The organism is Cellulosilyticum sp. WCF-2 (assembly GCF_003990395.1).
GTDB lineage: Bacteria > Bacillota > Clostridia > Lachnospirales > Cellulosilyticaceae > Cellulosilyticum > Cellulosilyticum lentocellum.
Genome location: NZ_CP034675.1, coordinates 2,764,841 through 2,781,980, shown reverse-complemented (window position 1 = coordinate 2,781,980; position 17,140 = coordinate 2,764,841). Strand labels below are relative to the sequence as shown.

The following is a 17,140-nucleotide window of genomic DNA, read 5'->3' as shown; positions in this document are numbered from 1 at the left end:
TTATGTGTTCATATATTTTTCTAATTCTACTTTTATATTATTGAAAGCAGCTGTACGTATGCCCCCTAGTCGTTGTAATTGCCACAGTTCCAGTGTTTCATTCTCTACCCTTTTTCTATCAATAATTTGCTTACATCTCCTTAACTGAAATGTCTGCACTGTCTCTGCAACCTCCTCTACATACTGTCCCACCTTTGGTAATTGATAAAGCTTACTTTCCAAAAGACTTGTTATACCTAATTCTTTGCCTATTAAAGATTGAGTTATCCTTACAGGCTTTTCTCTTCTCAGAAGCTCTTCACACTTTCGCTTTATCAAGGCTAGGAGTATAGCATCTCTTTCTCTCCAGTTGACATTTGTTCTTTCAATAGGCTTTCTTGTGTGCATAGGTAAATGTTCAAACAGCCATTCCTTATCTTTTCTGTACAAATAAATATATTCTTTTTTGATTAGTTGTCTTAGCTGGGTTCGCGTCAAACTCTTATTAGCTTCTATAGCCTGCAATACTACTAGCCTACAGTCTTCTATACACTTTCCTTGTTGATTAACCTTTGATTTACCGTTTTCTTCTAATTGGTTGCATTCCTCATTCATTGCCATGAAGGCATACAACCCCAACTCTATATCCTTTTTCAATATAGTCTTAGGGTCACAAGACATCTCTCTTGCTATTGCTCTTAATCCCCACTTATGCTGTTGCAAAACCTCCTTTAGCTTATTATCCCATTCATCACCGAAAGCTTTTATCCTCCCTATTCTAGATCGATCCCCCAGTGTCTTATCAGGTCCTTTTCTAGAATAAATAAACCCACAACTACATTTAAAGGTTCCAACTGGCATCCTTGTTTTATAATCTGGTGTTATAGTAACTGATTCAATTACTTCTTCACCATAATGTTTAGCTGATCTATTTAAGCAAGGCCATGGCCCTTTACCAAAAGGATTATATTCTTTGTACGCTTCTTGAAAAAGATTCTCTAAGTCTTCTCCTAAAAAATTAATAAATAGCAAATGTCTAATAGGGTGAACTATTCTTTTAGAATTCCTTGTCATTACCTTGAGCCAATTATATTCATCCTCTAGAACCACATTACTTTCTAATATTTCCAAGGTTTGCTTACTATAAAAGTCTACAAATTCCTTATAAAGTTCCTGTTGCCTAACCCTCCCATTTATAGCTACTAACCCTTTTTGTGCAAGCACCTTTTTATAAGCGTGCAAAAGGCTTTGTTGATTAGCTGTTGTTCTGTTGCATTGTAATAGCCTATATGCTAGCTTAGAAAGCATATAGAGTTCCTCATATACTTTTTTATTCTCTATCCTCTTATACTCCACTACTAGCTTATCTTGCTCTAGTCGTATAAAGGCTATCCTACTGGCATTACGCCTGCTTATTGTATAAGCCTGTAAATATACCCCGTGATGTGGACATACAACTACACCTTGTAGCTGATGCTCTCTATGAATATAAGGTTCTCCATATTTTTCAATATCTTCTTTTGCACAAGCATAACAGTAACATATATCATGCTTTCTACAAATCCCACCTGCCGATATCCCCAACTGAGCATATAACTTAGAGCCACCTTCCTTTTTCATTTCTTCCACTATTTCTCGTCTACGAGCTTCTGGTAAGAACGGTTCATAGAAAGGAAATAGTGTATTGGCCCGTATCAATATATCTGTACTATAACTATTTCCTAAGTGATTTACTAACGTATCTAACAAGCTACCAAAATAAAGATCTGGCACAATGCTTCTCTTCCCAAATAGTTCCTCTAATGTATCTTTATAATCTATATTTCCAACATAGTAATGATATCTTGCACAAGCTGAATATAATAATTCATTTGGGTAAGGGTCCGTAAAAAAAGTTAACATGTTCTATTCCACCTTCAAAAATTCTTCTATAGGCTTTTTAATATAGCCCTTTTTCATGAACACTTCGTAGGGATGTTGTTTATTTTTGCCAGCTTGTTCATAGAGTAACATCAATCCCTGTTGTTCTTCCCCCTGTGACTTGTTAATTGATCTATTTTCTTGGTTATCATTAAGTGCCATTGCCTTTTTTAAAGCCATAAGCTTTAATGCATTATAGTCCTCATTAATTGAGCTTTTCTCTACAACTTGTAAGGCAATTTTCTTTAAGCTACTTATATTTAATTGCGCAAAGATACCTATATCATTTAAATCCATAACCAGGTTCTCTACAAGACTCCTTTGTCGAAGCTCTATATCCTTTTTTCTCTCCTCAAAGCTCTCTTCTAGCTTACCAACTAATGCTATATCTTTTCGATAATTTACTGTCAGTTCATCTATACTGATAGAGATATCTTCATATTTCATAATTTCCTTCATATTATTTGCCTTAAGTGCCTTGAGCATTGGCTGTAACATCCTCAAGTCATTCTTAGCTGTCTGGCGAATTAATTCCACTGAAAGCAGTTCTTCTCCTTCAGCTAGAGCTTTCTCTTGTGCAAGAATAAAGAGAATAACAGCTACGGCTGTAATACCTTGTGTTTCTTCATAGAAGGCCTCCTTTATACTTAAGCTTAAACCTGTATATTCCTTAAGACACTGTAGTTCCCATAAGGTCTCTAAGAAAAAGTCCCATTCATCTTCCTTTTTGTCCATACGATCCCACATAATAGCTCCCTCACTAGCAGCTCTTCTAGCTTGTCTAAAATTCCCTCTAAATAACTGCTGTGCCTTAGATGTACCAATGAGTACCGTTGGAATACTTATGGTGTTACTCAAGGTTACAAAGAAATTAAGCATGTCTTCCATATTATTTTTACTATTAAGAAGGTGTTGGATTTCATCTATTACTAAAACACCTATTCCATAGATACTTGCTAGTGTAGTCATATGTAGCATCATCGACGATGTTACTCTACTTGTATAGCCATACTTTTCGAGATATCTCGTTCCTAAGATATCATCTATTGCTTTAAAGAAGCTTTTGCATAAAGTTGCAAGGTTACCATCATATGGACAATCTATCTTAAGCCATACAAGCTGTGTTCTACTAAAAAGCTGACCCTCATATTCCATATGTTTAATAACCTGTGGATACATAAGCAATAGCCTTTCAATCGCTGTTGTTTTTCCTATACCAGATATCCCTATAATGGCCATACTATCAGCAGTAGACCTCATATAGCTCATTCTATCTTCAATAGCTTCAAGTCCTACTTCTTCTGACGCTCTTAATTCATTAAGTATTCTTACCCGTTTCAAATAGGATTTATCTAGAGGATTTCTTGCTAAATACCCCCTTCTAAGCATAGTAGATAATCTTGATTCAATAATAAAATGAATGGGCAGTGGTTGTACAAAGTTCTTAATTCTTTTAATAACATGATAGCGTATATTAGTAGCTTGACTTCTATCCTCTTCTTTAATGATTGGACTTACAGTAAAGCGCTCAATCACTTCATCTTCATCAAATATAGGTGGAAGAGCTTCAATAAACGGATTACCTTTATATTCATCTAATTCCTGTCTCTTATAGCAAGCTTCTTCTACCTCTCCCTTTAGTACAACTAAGGTATTATCCCTTTCCACGGCTCTCATCTCTTTTCTGTTTTAGCTTATTCATCAGCTTTTGCTTTGCTGTTGGCTCTTCATTTTCACTCACTATCTCACTTTCCTGTTCTTGGAGTATCTCCACTACCTTGCCTGGTTGCTTGAGTGTTAATTCTTCTACCACAAATACTTCCTCTAGCTTATTGAGTTCTTTTTCAATCTTTCTATTCCTTTTAATACTTTTTAACTTTTTTGTTTTACTCTGATCATATAATTTAGGTGTGCTACCTTTTTCTTTTTTTGCCTTACTGACAATAGCTTCTATTTCTTTTTCCAAGTTCACATCATTTTGAAGTTGTGTTTGCTTTTGCTTTTCACGAAGCTCTGACTGCAGCTCTTGCATGAATATAAGTTCTTCCAAAATAACGTCTTTATACTGTTGACTTCCCTCTAACAAATAGCATGTTTCATAGCTTCTACCATCTTCATCTAGTATATAAATATTACTTAAATTTCTTGGATCATATACTACTTCTATGTTCTTTGTAGCTTGCTTGAGAAACCACTGTTCCTGTATAGCCTTTTGGCTACCATACATCAATCCCTTAAACTTAATCCCTGCTCTTGAAACAACAGCCTTGCCTTTTGGTAGCACATTAAGCCTCATTAGCTCTCCATCAATACTTCTAAGACTTCCTTTTTTATTCTCAATTCCCCACTTCCATAGTTCAACAGGTATAGGTACAACACTATCTATAAGCATTTCTTTTTCTACTGGGTATTTGGCAATAAGTGTATTGTTATGATGAAGTACAAGTTGAATATATATTTTCGTAAACTCTTCTAAAGTTAATGTAGCATCCAATCGATAATCTCTATCTCCTCTTTGCCTAAATTCCTTCATAATTGCCCCTGGTGTTTTATGCTTAAGCTTTGTATTAAGTGTTCTAAAGCTTCTTTCCACGATTCCTTTAAGATCACCTCTATAGGGTGGTGTATTCTCAATAGCTATTCCTAAGTTATTAATAAGATTTTCTACTGAATAGCCTTCAAATTCTCCCCTGTCTGCTAAGACTACTTCAGGTAGATGCTTTGCAGGCCACTGATCCTCTTCAATCTCTATACCATATTGCTTACAAAAGGCTACCTTATCCGTCACCATGTTATCTAATGCCATCATAGCACCTATCCATGAAGGCCCTTCTAAGCCTACATAGATACCTGTTACTAGCCTTGAAAAAACATCTATAATCGCATATACAATTGGCCTACCTATAATCCTGTTTCTATCTAATCTACTGACTAAGTAAATATCAGCTATGGTAGCATCAACTTGAAAGCGTGTACCTGGTCCTATTGTCTCATTTATAGAATTTCCTAGTATCGGCCTATACTTTAATTCATATGCCTTACGTCCTTGTCTCTCTATAATACTTTTGGTAGGTTCATCCATCTTTTTGAACCAATAATAAAATTGCCTATAGGTAGGAACACGTTCTTTATCCCATACCTTATATTTCATTTCTCCATCTTCCATATAACGCTCTGAAAAAAAGTCTTTCACTATACTTGTATAGACCTCTGTCAGTGATGTCTGTTTCTTTGTTTGGTAATATCTTTCTATACCATTTTGGAAAAGTGCTTTTATTTCTGATGTAATATTGATTCCAGTACTTCTATTCCCCTCATAATCAGCATTTTTCGGTCTTCCTACCTTATGCTCACTTAAAATCTTGTCCTTTCCTTTTCCCCCTGAGTTCATATAGTCTGGTAATAAAGCATTTTTATTCATTCCTCGTTGCCAAAACCTTGTAAACATTCTTTTTACACTACTTTTAGATACCTTATATTGTTCTTCAATTGTTTCAAACACTTTACCTCTTTGACTTTTAGTTAATAGTGACACTTTTTCATTTTCCCAATAATAACTTATAAGCTTCCAGTCTGAATCTCTTTTCTCTCTGGTCTTAACTGATAGCTCACTTTCTTCTATTCGTTTTATATATTGGTCAGGTACCCTTAAAACAATACCTTGTTCTATCTCATCTAAAAAGCTATTCATATCGTAAATACTTGGCATACTAAATTGTGTGTGCAGATTAACATAGTAAAATATGTTCTTATCTTGTGAAATAGTGATACTCCTTATAAGCGCATCCTTGTTTTTCCCCTCTACATACTTATAGACCTCATTGACAAAAATCATCCTATCTGGCTCCTCTCCTCAGCCTTCTTAATATTTAAGTTCAATTCAATATGCTTGTTGAAATCAAGCTTTCCCTTTAGTTCTGCAATAAGTATTTTATGACCTATTAAATGCTTCAATAAAGCGATTCCACTACCTCTTTCTAGCTCCATTGTCTGGTCAAACTGCATACATAGGTTTCTAAGTGTCCCCTTATAAGCTACGCATCTACTTATAAAGGCTTGCAGCAAATCTTCTAAGGTTTCTTTTTCTAAAACTTTAAAGGCCTCTAACTCACTTATATCATAATAAGCATGTAAATCAGCTATAGCTTGAGCCATATCAATTGGTATTTCTTGTTCTGTTACGATTCCCCACTCTATCCCTTGTCTTTCAAAAAATATCCTCTCCAGCTCAAACTTCTCTATAACACGTTTTTTTAGTAGCTCATCCTTGTATTTTAATGTTCTTGCAACTTCCTTCAGCTCTCCTGTAGGCATTTGCAGGGTTATGAGAAAATCTGTTGTCATAACAATAGGCTCTTTGGTTTGTGGGTTTGTAGGATGTTCAATCCCTAATTCTTGAGCAATTAACAGTGTCTCTTCAAGTGGTAAAAGTGGAAATTGTTCTCGTATATCAATAATACTCTCTGCAAACTCTAGTAAATAAAAATAATTTCGTTCTAAATCAGATAAAAACTCATGCTGCCTATTGGTCTTTATTCCTTTTATTCTCGTTACACGCCCACTTGAAGGAAAATCCTGTATAGTAATCCAAGGTTTATAATTCTCTCTCCTACCTTCCCCTCTTCCTTCTTGTTGTTTCCGCTCGGTGTTAAGTGCTTTACTTCTTTTAGACATAAAAAAAATCACCTCTTAAGCTTAGTATAGCTTAAAAGATGATTTTTATCATACTTTTTTGTAAATTATCTATCTTTTTTGTAAAAAGTCAAACTTTGTTGTAAATGCTCAATCTTTTTTATAAAACAACAAATAAAGCTACTGAGTTTCATTCACTATTCTACTGTAACCGATTTTGCAAGATTACGTGGTTTATCAACATCATTGCCTCTAGCAATAGATACATAATAAGAAATAAGCTGAGTAGGAATAACAGATAATACTGGCATTAATAAATCATCAGCTCCTGGGATATAAATGACATCATCAGCCACTTTAGCTACTTCTGTATTTCCTTTTCTAGTAATGGCAATAACAAAAGCCCCTCTTGCTTTAACTTCTTTGATATTAGAAATCATTTTTTCTTCCAACGCTTCTTGTGTCACAATACAAAGTACTGGTGTACCTTGATCAATTAACGCAATAGGACCATGTTTCAATTCTCCAGCTGCAAAAGCTTCTGTGTAAATATAAGAAATCTCTTTTAATTTAAGAGCTGCTTCTCTAGCTGTTGTATAATCAACTCCTCTACCAAGGTAAAAGGCATTTTGTGCATCTTTCATGTCCATAGCTATTTTTTCAATTTCATCTTTGTCTGCTAAAATCTCTTGAACAAGCGGTGCTAAAGCTTCAATCTTTTTAATCGTTTTATGATAAGCCTCTAAAGTAATCGTTCCTTTTTTATAAGCAAAATCTAAAGCAATCATATAAAAAGCAATCATCTGTGCTGTATACGCTTTAGTAGATGCTACAGCAATTTCTGGACCTGCCCATGTATAAAATACATCATGAGCCTCTCTAGCTACTGATGAGCCAACCACGTTAGTAATTGCAAGTACTCTTGCACCCTTTGCTTTAGCAAGTTTCATAGCTGCTAATGTATCTGCTGTTTCGCCTGATTGAGAAACAACAATAAGCATGGTGTGTTCATCAATAAATGGATCGCTATATCTGAATTCTGAAGCAATGTCTACTTCAACAGGTACTTTAGCTAATTTTTCAATTGCATATTTACCTACAAGGCCTGCATGATAAGCTGTACCACATGCCACAATATACATTTTAGTAATACCATCTAAATCTTCTTTTGTAAGTTTGATATCATCTAAATGAATCATACCATTTTCATCAAGTCTTCTCATCAGTGTATCATGAATAGCTTGTGGTTGGTCATAAATTTCTTTCATCATAAAATGGTCAAAACCACCTTTAGAAGCTGCTTCAATATCCCATTCTACAACTTTAAGTTCTTTATCAACAACCTTTTGCTCCCCATCTAAAATAGTTAACTTGCCATCCTTAACATAAACCACTTCATCATTTTCTAAATAATAAACATTTCTAGTATATTTTAAGATAGCTGGTACATCAGAGGCAATAAAATATTCACCTTCACCCACGCCAACAATTAATGGACTTTCTTTTCTTACGGCTACTAATTCACCTGGGTGATTGGCTGATACAACCCCAAGAGCATAAGCACCTCTAAATTGCTCTACTGCTTTATAAACAGCTGTTAATAAATCTCCTTCATAGAATTTATCAATTAAGTGAACTGCTACTTCTGTATCTGTTTCTGATTTGAAAACATATCCTTCTGCTATAAGCATCTCACGAAGTTCCATATAATTTTCAATGATTCCATTATGAACAACAGCAATAGTCTCTGCTGCATTTAAATGAGGATGAGAATTTAAGTCTGATGGCGCCCCGTGTGTAGCCCATCTTGTATGGCCTATTCCTACCGTTCCCTCTACTGGCTTCTTAGCAAGAATGGCTTCTAACCCACTTAATCTTCCTTGTTTTTTAGCCCAACTAATTTTGTCATCACCATTTACAACTGCAACTCCTGCTGAATCATAACCTCTGTATTCTAGTTTTTCTAATCCGTCAATAATAACGTCTGATGCTTGTTTTGAACCGATATAACCTACAATTCCGCACATAACAAATAAACCTCCTTGATATTTAAAATAAAATCAGGGAAATTCACGATAAACCCTTTGTCCTAAAAATCACTTTTTAGTTTTGTTGGCTTATTTAGGGTGTGAACCCTCTAGAGCATCCGCCGAATTTTCGATCACTCTAGTCCTCGTCAACTTAACATTTTTCACGTAACTGTCAAGTTCTGGCGCTTTTTATTTTCTATTTCCCTTCGCCTATTATACCATAATATTATATGAATGCTAGCCTAAATTATAAAGTTGTCTTTTTATATAATATTTTTATTATTTTATTCATTCAATAAAACTGTTGATTAACATGTAACCAACAGTTTTATTGAGCATTATGAATTGATTATTTACTTTTTGGAAGCCAATTTTTAATGGTTTGTTTAATAGCCGCCTTAAGTTGTTTTGCTTGTTCACAAGTAAGTTGTTTGTTTTTAACAGCTTGATCTACTACTCTATTATATTCTTTAATCACACATTTTTTGAATTTGCGTGTAGAAATCTTCTCAGCTTTTAAAACATCCTCTAACTTCTTACCTTCCTTAATATATGAAGTAAGTTTAGCTTCATCTACACCAAGCCCAGCTAAAGTATTTGCAATTACTTTAAAATTATCTAACATAAAAGGTTTAGCTTTTTGATCTGGTGTTGGTTTAGTACATGGTGCTGGTTTTGTACATGGTCCTGGTTTTGTAGAAGGTACCATCGTTGGTGCTGGTTTTGTAGTCGGTGCCATCGTTGGTACTGGTTTTGTAGTTGGTGCCATCGTTGGTACTGGTTTTGTAGTTGGTGCCATCGTTGGTGCTGGTTTTGTAGTTGGTGCCATCGTTGGTACTGGTTTTGTAGTTGGTGCTACTGTTGGCACTGGTTTTGCACTTGGTGATGCTATTGGTGATGGACTAGGAGCTGGTACATTTCTATTTACTGAACCGAAAGTTGTACTTGCTAACACACTTATCATTAAGGCAATGGTAAGTCCTTGCCATTTTTGTTTATTCATCATGAACCTCCTAATTTTAAAATGTTAGTAATAGCATATGGAAATTCACATTTTCTATACTGTCAATATAAGGTAGTTATCTTTTATTTATGCATATTTCTAGAAAAATTGGACATAGTAATTTTAATCTTAAAATCACTTAAAAGAGGTGAATGCTATGATTAAACATTTATTATGTACGAATTGTGGTTATGATATGGTAGGTGCTGAGTACCTTTCTAATACAGTAGATTCTTCCTTATGCAATGATGGTCCTATGTATAGTAATAGCACCCTACTTGACCTCAATGTAAAGCCTTATCATCAAATTGTTTGCCCTTACTGTCATACTACTGGTCAGTGGAGTAATTAAAAAAACATCCCATTATGGGATGTTTTTTTAATTACTCTTCTTTTAAATAATAAATCATTACACAATCATACTTTTCTTCACTATAACAACTATAACTTTCATCTAATACTTCATATAGCTGCTCAGCTACTTCTTCTTCATCCCAATGCCACTGACTTTGTTTTTGCAAAATAAGTGTACCATTTCCTTTTTGCTGACTTTTAACCTTTTCAATGCCAGCTTCTAGTTCATTCGGTGATGCTACTTTTGTTACCTGACTCACACTAACAGGACTATTAGGAAATGTATAGGTTAGCGTAACAGCTTTGGGATACTGACTTTTATCCCAAACGTGATCTTGTGCCATATAAGTATCTTGTTCATTAATATAGTCATATAAGCCCAATGTTTCAAAATGTTGATCTGCCCAAGTACTATCTACATGATAATAGGCCCCTTGGATTTTAATTAAATTCCACGCATGCCCTACACTTTCTCCTAAACTATCTGTAGAAGTTCCTGTTATTAATTGTGTAGGTACCCCAACCATATTCATCAAATGCATAAACGTTTTGGCATAGCCATCACATACAATCCTTTTCTCTCCTATAAAAGCACCTTGTAAGGTATGTGTCATAGATGTCGCATTAATACTAGCATCTTCATGAAGTGAATAAGTTACTTGATTCATTAGCCCCATAAGCAAAGCCTGCTCTATTTCGTAATCCTTCATATAAGGCTTAACTAATGTATTCACCATATTAGCCATACCACTTAATGCTTGTGTGTCATATTTCTTCAAGGTATTGGTAACTTGAAGAGGATATTTAAAGTTGACCTGTGCACTCAGATTTCCTTTACTATCTTGAGAAAGCTTACCATAATAATTTTGTATCATGAGCATGGGGTAGGTATCCGTTACCTTTTGAATATGCTTGGACAAAATAGCTTCTACTTGGTCCATACTCGTTTGGTATTTAAAGTTAATAGTTACTGATTTTTGATAGTTTTCTAAACAGCTTTTGATGGCCTCATTTAAATCACTTTCTTTTGTAATAGTCCAGTTACTTTTCGTCTGGCTTTTTATTTTAAAAGTTTCTACTCTAAGTCCTGTAGCTTCGTATACACTTAAATAATAAGTTCCTGGTTTAGTGATTTTAGTTCCTGAAACAACAGGCACAGCTAGGCTACCATCTCTGCTTAATAACGCTTTATCTCCCGAAAATTGAATGGTATAGCTTTTACCATCGCAAGGTACAGACGTCATTAGATTGGTTTGTGCATATAGACCTGTACATAGCCATAAACTTACTAGTAAACTAAGCAATACTCCTTTTACATATTGTTTTTTCCCCATATCTCCCCTCTTTTCCTTAATAAAACTAAATGATATCTAACTTGCAAGCTGTTCTTTTTCAATAGCCATAATACTTTGTTCTACACTCCAGAAGAAATTTTCTTCCCCAACAGTTTCCATTAATCCACTTCGTTCCATTAAATGTTTTACCTTAGGTTGTAAGCCTGAAAATAATACGGTTGTCCCTTGCGCTTTGAAGCTTTCATTTAACTCACTAAAAAGTTGTGTACCAGTAGCATCTAAAAGAGGAACTCCCCTCATAGAAAAAATAATATATTCTAAATCAGTTAATTGACTGATTTCTGCTTTAATTTTTTCTGTGGTTGTAAAGAAGACCGGCCCTGTTAAATAAACGACCTTTGTTTTTTCGTGATCATGTTCAATATGTAAGCCATTAGATGCAAGTCTTGCAGGGTCAATATCACTTAAATTAATTTCAATGCCCGAAATATTTACTACAAAGAATAAAATAGAGAACATAACACCTAATAAAATAGCTAAGGTTAAATCAAAAATAACAGTTGCTAACATAGTAATACAAAACTGTGCAATAGCTGTTTTTAGTTTTTTACTAAAGATAAAGCGAATACTCTCCCATTCATTCATTCGCCACGCCGTCACCATCAACACCCCAGCCAAAGCTGATAAAGGAATCTGTGACATAACACCTCCTAACAAAAACATAGATGCTAATAAACCTACTGCATGGAAAATCCCTGTTAATCTTGTTTGTGCACCTGACTTAATAGCAACACTGGTACGTGCAATAGCTGCTGTCGAAGGTACTCCCCCGAAAAAAGGAATAATCATATTACCTATGCCTTGTGCCACTAATTCACGATCTGCATTAAGTTTTTCATCTTTCATTCGTCCTGCAGATGCCCCACATAATAAACTTTCAATCATTCCTAGTGCTGCAATACTAATAGATGAACTAAAAAGTAAATTGATTTTCTCCATGGATAAATCAGACAAACTTAAACGTGTTGCTGGTAGCAAGGTTTTAGGAATATCTCCTACCATAGCAACATTCTTCTTTAAAATCATACTAACTACTAAAGCTATAATGATACCTACTAATGAAGAAGGTACCTTCGCATTCCATTTTTTAGGCCAAGCCAGCATAATAACTATAACAAGCGTTCCTAAGCCTACCGCATACCAATTAGGCTGAAAACCTAATGTACCATAAGAAAGAAGCTTTTCAATATTAGTACTTCCTTGAGAAGTCACACCAAAAAAGTTATCAATCTGTCCAAGAGCAATAATAATAGCAATTCCTGAAGTAAAGCCTGTGATAACTGGACTTGGAATAAGTGAAACTAGTTTACCAATCTTTAACAGACCTGCAATAAGTAAAATAATACCTGCTAATAAAGTAGCAATAAATACCCCTTCCATCTGATATTTAGCTACAAGCCCTATTAAGATAGCAGTCATAGCCCCTGTAGGTCCTGATATTTGATAGGAAGCTCCTGATAAAGCACTCATTAAAAATCCTGATAAAATAGCTGTAATAAGCCCTGCTGCCGCATCTGCGCCACTACTCACCCCAAAAGCTAACGCTAACGGCAAGGCAACGGCTGTTACTGTTAGACCAGCCAAAGCATCTTGTGATAATTTTTTGCCGTTATAATCTTTAAATTCTTTTTTGAGGTCAACGATATACTGCTTAAACATTTTTTTCCCACCTTATTTCCCATTCTATTATATTTTAATAAACGTTTTTAGTATACCTTGTTAAATTCATATTTTCTATATTTTTATATATTTGTATTAAAAATTCATTACATTTATCTAATAAAATATCATTTATCTTAAGAATTATGTTTAAAAAGACTATAGTAAAGATTGAATGAATTGCTTAGCAACTCGCCCTGAGCGCCCACCATGAGCTAATTCCCATTGAATAGCTTTTTCTCTAAGCCTATTAGCATCTATGTCTACTCCATATTGCGCAGCTAAAGCTGTTACAATTTCCAAATAAGCATTCTGAGCAGGTGAGGTAAAAGTTAGACTTAATCCAAAGCGATCGGATAAGGATAGTTTCTCTTGTCTCGTATCTATAATATGTATATCTTGGCCTTGTCGCTCCTCCCAAGTTTCTCTAATCAAATGTCTTCTATTAGAAGTAGCATAAATAAGCACATTATTAGGCTTAACTTCCACACCTCCTTCTATAAGAGCCTTCATATATTTATATTCGGTTTCAAACTCTTCAAAAGATAAATCATCCAAAAAAATAATATAGTGAAGCCCTCTATTTCTTAGAAGTGGCAAAATACGATTAAAATACATAAAATCTGCTTTTGAAAGATCAATGATTCTAAGCCCTTGATCATAATAAGCATTCAGCAAAGCTTTTACCATAGATGATTTACCTGTGCCACTATCTCCAAATAAAAGTGCATTATTAGCAGGTTTTCCTTGTAAGAAGTTTTCTGTATTTTTAATAAGTGCTTCTTTTTGATAGTTACATCCAATTAATTCTTTCAGCGTAATAGGATCACACTCACTAATCCCAATAAGGCCTTTATCTTGTTGCCACTTAAAGGCCTTGTAGCGGTTCATATTACCACATCCATATTGTTTATAATACGCTATAAGGGTATGTAAAAATGACTCAGGGCTTGGCTCTTTTTCCAAAGCTTCGTAAAGTTTATAGTAGGACTCAGTCTTCTCTTGTTTTTTTACACTTAATGTTATGACTTGGCTATGAAAAAGCTGAATAAGAGTTGTTAAGTCTTTAAGAACTAATGCCTTAAGATTATCATCCATCCCTTCTCCCTCTTTTTCCGCTGTTAGTGAAAATGCATTTTCATCATTCGCCACTAAAAAACAGAGATACATTTTAAAAAGATCTTGGCCTAGCTTTAAATGGTAGCTTTGCTCTAAAAGCTCTCCTAAAATCTTTTGATAAAGCACCTCATCTTTTTCTTCTTGCAAGGTTTGAGCTCCTTTTAAGATAGCTACTTCATTAAGTCGTCTATAAAATATGAACTGCATGCTGCTTGCCTCCTAAGTAAGATTATTTTATTACAAGCTATTATAGTACAAAATTTATACATTGACTATTTTTAAATTTCATAATTATAATAAATGATGTATACAATACCATTTATTTTCAGCTTAAAGGAGGCTTACCCATGATTGCAGACAAAATGCAGCAGCTTTCCTCCGCTATTTTTTCGGAGCTTAATGAACAAAAAAAAGCCCTTATGAAGGCAGGGCGTTCAATGATTGATTTTAGTATCGGTACACCTGATTCACCTCCCTCAGACCGTGTCATGAAACTTCTTTCTGAGGCAACTGGAGATCCTCTTAACTACCGTTATGCTATTTCTGATACTCAAGAGCTTATTGATGCCGTGTGTCATTGGTATCATCAGCGCTATCAAGTTACTTTGGAAACAGATGAAGTCATTTCCTTATTAGGTTCTCAAAGCGGCTTTACTGAATTAGCCCTTTGTTTAATTAATCCTGGTGACATCGTCCTCGTGCCTAGTCCAAGTTATCCGATTTTTACAATTGGCCCTCATTTGGCAGGTGCGCTCTTACATAAAATGCCACTTTTAAAAGAAAACGATTACCTTATTGACTTCGAAGCTATTCCAAAGGATGTAGCCATAGCTGCTAAACTGATGATTGTTTCATATCCTAATAACCCTACAGCAGCTACAGCTAACCCTGAATTTTATAAAGCATTAGTTGCTTTTGCTAAACGCTATAACATTATGGTTCTTCATGATAATGCCTATAGTGAACTTTTATTTGATGGTCAAAGAGGTGAAAGCTTTCTTAGTATCCCTGGTGCTAAAGAGGTGGGTATCGAATTTAATTCGCTTTCTAAAACCTATAGTATTCCAGGCTGTCGCACAGCTTTTGCTGTAGGTAACAAAGAAATGGTCAGTGCTTTAAAAACACTTAAATCACATGTTGACTACGGCATGTTTTTACCTTTCCAAAAAGTTGCTGTCTCTCTTTTAACAGGACCTCAAGATGAAGTCAAATTCATTCATGATTTATATGAAACAAGAGGCCAGTTTTTAATCCAAGGTTTAAAAGAAATCGGTTGGAATATCCCTTTACCTAAAGGTAGTATGTTTGTATGGGCCCCCATTCCTAGCCATTATACTTCTTCTATGAACTTTACACAGGATTTAATGCATCAAGCCGGTGTAGTTGTTGTCCCTGGCATTAGCTTCGGCGAAGAAGGTGAAGGCTATGTGCGCATTGCCTTAGTTCAAAATGAAGAAGCTATGGCCAAAGCTATTAAGCAAATACAAGCAAGCAGTATTTTAAATACCTAGGCAACCCTTGTAAAAATTAAAACGGCTATAAAGTATCAATTGACTATTTACGAACAAAACCATGCATTCCTAGACACTGATTCTAGCGGTATGCATGGTTTTTCTTAATACAGATCTTTGGTGATCACTGATGTCTTAAATTCTTCTTCAGATTACATGAATTGACTAGCGAATCCATACGGTACTCCCTACCGGAATATGCTGATAAAGCCATGCACTATCTTCTTCTGATAAACGAATACAACCATGAGAAGCCTTCTGGCCTAACTCATATTGTCCACTTTTAATATATTTCCCAGTTTTATCAAACAAAATTGAGTGAAACATATAATCTCTATAAAAAACCAAAGCATTTTTACAACGGTAGCCTTTATCCATTCCAATAAAGGGAATTGTATATTGTACTTCATAAAGGCCCTGTGGCGTTGGATTAATATTTTTACCGGTGGAGCAAACAAAAGTTTTCTCTAAATGCCATATTCCTTCTTGCTTCTTTAAGACATGCGTACGCTGACGATAGATATCCGTCCATAATAAATAAGATGTCTTACTTTCTAACTGATTTAATGTTACAAAATCTTCTATATCAGCCGCACTTGGCTTAGAGCTTAAAGTTCCCCAGTCTCCATCAATATGAATACTATTATAGGGTACTTGAAACTTCTTACCTTTTTTATCCTTGACCACAAAATAGCTTCTTTTTTCTGCTCGCCATAATTCTATATGAGACTTTGCTTCTAAACTACCTATTGTGTATTTCATCATTGCTCTAATGGTATACCGAGGAAAAAGTTGATTTAAAGCTTCGCTTCTAACAACTGCTGTATAATGCATAAAAAAAGAAGTATCCTTTTGACCAAAAGTATCTGCTATATCTAATAGTTCTTCATTAACACAGGTCAATAAAGTCGTCACATAAGTAAGCCCTTTTCCATTTGGTTCTTCTAATAATCTACTTTCTCCAGGTTCAAAGAGCACTTCCCTTTTTGGTAGTTCTATAAAAGCCTTACCATTCCAAAATAAACTCACCCAAGAAATACGCATGACATGATTACTGCTATTTTTAATAGTTGTTTCTGTTATTTCAATAAGGTTATCATCACTTAAATTGATTTTTTCTCTTGCTTCATAAGCACCTTCATGAGGCTTAATCATCCAAAGTCCTTTTAAAGCTGCTACTGGAATAAGTAGTTCTTCTCTTGTTTTAAGGGCATAGCTCCTTATATTGCCACAGTAAACTGGAGTGTCATTCATATAAGCTAGAGCATCTTTTAAATTTACGGCAAGCTTATATGTCCCTCTTTCTTTAGTTTCTTGTAAGTAAGTAATACCTTCTATTTCCTTAATGCTTATACCGGCCTGCTGTAGGTAGCTTAATGGAATATAGTCATCGTGACGTACCTTAACAATAGGATAAAGGTGCTGTTCTATAATAAGATAACGTTCTGCTTCTTCTACAACCCCTATTAAAACGGTTTCGTAATGCCTCTGACAACTTATAGGTTTACTCCCTAATAAAAAAACACTGCTTAAAATGAAGATTACTGTTAAACTGATTGATTTTACTCTTTTCATAGT

Annotated in this window: 12 protein-coding genes; 2 read left to right on the top strand and 10 right to left on the bottom strand. The window is 34.8% G+C overall.

Going from position 1 to position 17,140, the window contains the following annotated elements; genetic code table 11:
• From EKH84_RS12325 to EKH84_RS12300, 6 genes are all read right to left on the bottom strand, one after another.
• Positions 1-1,881: a TnsD family Tn7-like transposition protein gene (locus EKH84_RS12325; RefSeq protein ID WP_127066538.1), complete on the bottom strand. Its 1,881-nt coding sequence runs from the start codon at positions 1,879-1,881 to the stop codon at positions 1-3.
• A 3-nt stretch (positions 1,882-1,884) separates the two neighbouring features.
• On the bottom strand, positions 1,885-3,567 hold the full coding sequence (locus EKH84_RS12320) for an ATP-binding protein (RefSeq protein WP_330547541.1): 1,683 nt from the start codon (positions 3,565-3,567) through the stop codon (positions 1,885-1,887).
• Entirely contained in the window at positions 3,554-5,734 is a 2,181-nt protein-coding gene (locus tag EKH84_RS12315; RefSeq protein ID WP_127066536.1) for a Mu transposase C-terminal domain-containing protein, read from the bottom strand. The genes EKH84_RS12320 and EKH84_RS12315 overlap by 14 nt, the downstream gene beginning before the upstream one ends.
• On the bottom strand, positions 5,731-6,573 hold the full coding sequence (locus EKH84_RS12310; protein ID WP_127066535.1) for a TnsA endonuclease N-terminal domain-containing protein: 843 nt from the start codon (positions 6,571-6,573) through the stop codon (positions 5,731-5,733). The genes EKH84_RS12315 and EKH84_RS12310 overlap by 4 nt, the downstream gene beginning before the upstream one ends.
• A gap of 155 nt (positions 6,574-6,728) precedes the next feature.
• Positions 6,729-8,558 (bottom strand): glutamine--fructose-6-phosphate transaminase (isomerizing), encoded by a 1,830-nt coding sequence (gene glmS / locus EKH84_RS12305; protein ID WP_127066534.1) that lies wholly within the window; start codon positions 8,556-8,558, stop codon positions 6,729-6,731.
• A gap of 352 nt (positions 8,559-8,910) precedes the next feature.
• The gene (locus EKH84_RS12300) at positions 8,911-9,564 is read right to left on the bottom strand and encodes a hypothetical protein (RefSeq protein WP_127066533.1); all 654 of its coding nucleotides are present in this window, start codon (positions 9,562-9,564) and stop codon (positions 8,911-8,913) included.
• Positions 9,565-9,721: 157 nt separating this feature from the next.
• On the opposite strand from EKH84_RS12300, the gene EKH84_RS12295 reads away from it, so the two are divergent.
• Positions 9,722-9,916 (top strand): hypothetical protein, encoded by a 195-nt coding sequence (locus EKH84_RS12295; RefSeq protein WP_127066532.1) that lies wholly within the window; start codon positions 9,722-9,724, stop codon positions 9,914-9,916.
• 31 nt (positions 9,917-9,947) lie between these two features.
• Here the strand turns inward: EKH84_RS12295 and EKH84_RS12290 are convergent, their stop codons facing one another.
• The 3 genes from EKH84_RS12290 to EKH84_RS12280 form a co-directional block, all read right to left on the bottom strand.
• The gene (locus EKH84_RS12290; protein WP_127066531.1) at positions 9,948-11,252 is read right to left on the bottom strand and encodes a transglutaminase domain-containing protein; all 1,305 of its coding nucleotides are present in this window, start codon (positions 11,250-11,252) and stop codon (positions 9,948-9,950) included.
• A gap of 36 nt (positions 11,253-11,288) precedes the next feature.
• Entirely contained in the window at positions 11,289-12,932 is a 1,644-nt protein-coding gene (locus tag EKH84_RS12285) for a SulP family inorganic anion transporter (protein ID WP_127066530.1), read from the bottom strand.
• 159 nt (positions 12,933-13,091) lie between these two features.
• Positions 13,092-14,258, bottom strand: a complete 1,167-nt coding sequence (locus tag EKH84_RS12280; protein WP_127066529.1) for an ATP-binding protein — start codon at positions 14,256-14,258, stop codon at positions 13,092-13,094.
• Positions 14,259-14,398: 140 nt separating this feature from the next.
• On the opposite strand from EKH84_RS12280, the gene EKH84_RS12275 reads away from it, so the two are divergent.
• Positions 14,399-15,562: an aminotransferase class I/II-fold pyridoxal phosphate-dependent enzyme gene (locus EKH84_RS12275; protein ID WP_127066528.1), complete on the top strand. Its 1,164-nt coding sequence runs from the start codon at positions 14,399-14,401 to the stop codon at positions 15,560-15,562.
• 165 nt (positions 15,563-15,727) lie between these two features.
• Here EKH84_RS12275 and EKH84_RS12270 read toward each other — a convergent pair whose 3' ends face one another.
• Entirely contained in the window at positions 15,728-17,137 is a 1,410-nt protein-coding gene (locus EKH84_RS12270) for a L,D-transpeptidase (RefSeq protein WP_127066527.1), read from the bottom strand.
• Positions 17,138-17,140 lie beyond the last annotated feature (3 nt).

Bases quoted from the DNA above. Each gene is read 5' to 3' on its own strand.
- EKH84_RS12285 (WP_127066530.1), bottom strand. From the start codon at position 12,932: ATGTTTAAGCAGTATATCGTTGACCTCAAAAAAGAATTTAAAGATTAT.
- EKH84_RS12295 (WP_127066532.1), top strand. From the start codon at position 9,722: ATGATTAAACATTTATTATGTACGAATTGTGGTTATGATATGGTAGGT.
- glmS (WP_127066534.1), bottom strand. From the start codon at position 8,558: ATGTGCGGAATTGTAGGTTATATCGGTTCAAAACAAGCATCAGACGTT.
- EKH84_RS12300 (WP_127066533.1), bottom strand. From the start codon at position 9,564: ATGAATAAACAAAAATGGCAAGGACTTACCATTGCCTTAATGATAAGT.
- EKH84_RS12290 (WP_127066531.1), bottom strand. From the start codon at position 11,252: ATGGGGAAAAAACAATATGTAAAAGGAGTATTGCTTAGTTTACTAGTA.
- EKH84_RS12325 (WP_127066538.1), bottom strand. From the start codon at position 1,881: ATGTTAACTTTTTTTACGGACCCTTACCCAAATGAATTATTATATTCA.
- EKH84_RS12270 (WP_127066527.1), bottom strand. From the start codon at position 17,137: ATGAAAAGAGTAAAATCAATCAGTTTAACAGTAATCTTCATTTTAAGC.
- EKH84_RS12315 (WP_127066536.1), bottom strand. From the start codon at position 5,734: ATGATTTTTGTCAATGAGGTCTATAAGTATGTAGAGGGGAAAAACAAG.
- EKH84_RS12310 (WP_127066535.1), bottom strand. From the start codon at position 6,573: ATGTCTAAAAGAAGTAAAGCACTTAACACCGAGCGGAAACAACAAGAA.
- EKH84_RS12275 (WP_127066528.1), top strand. From the start codon at position 14,399: ATGATTGCAGACAAAATGCAGCAGCTTTCCTCCGCTATTTTTTCGGAG.
- EKH84_RS12280 (WP_127066529.1), bottom strand. From the start codon at position 14,258: ATGCAGTTCATATTTTATAGACGACTTAATGAAGTAGCTATCTTAAAA.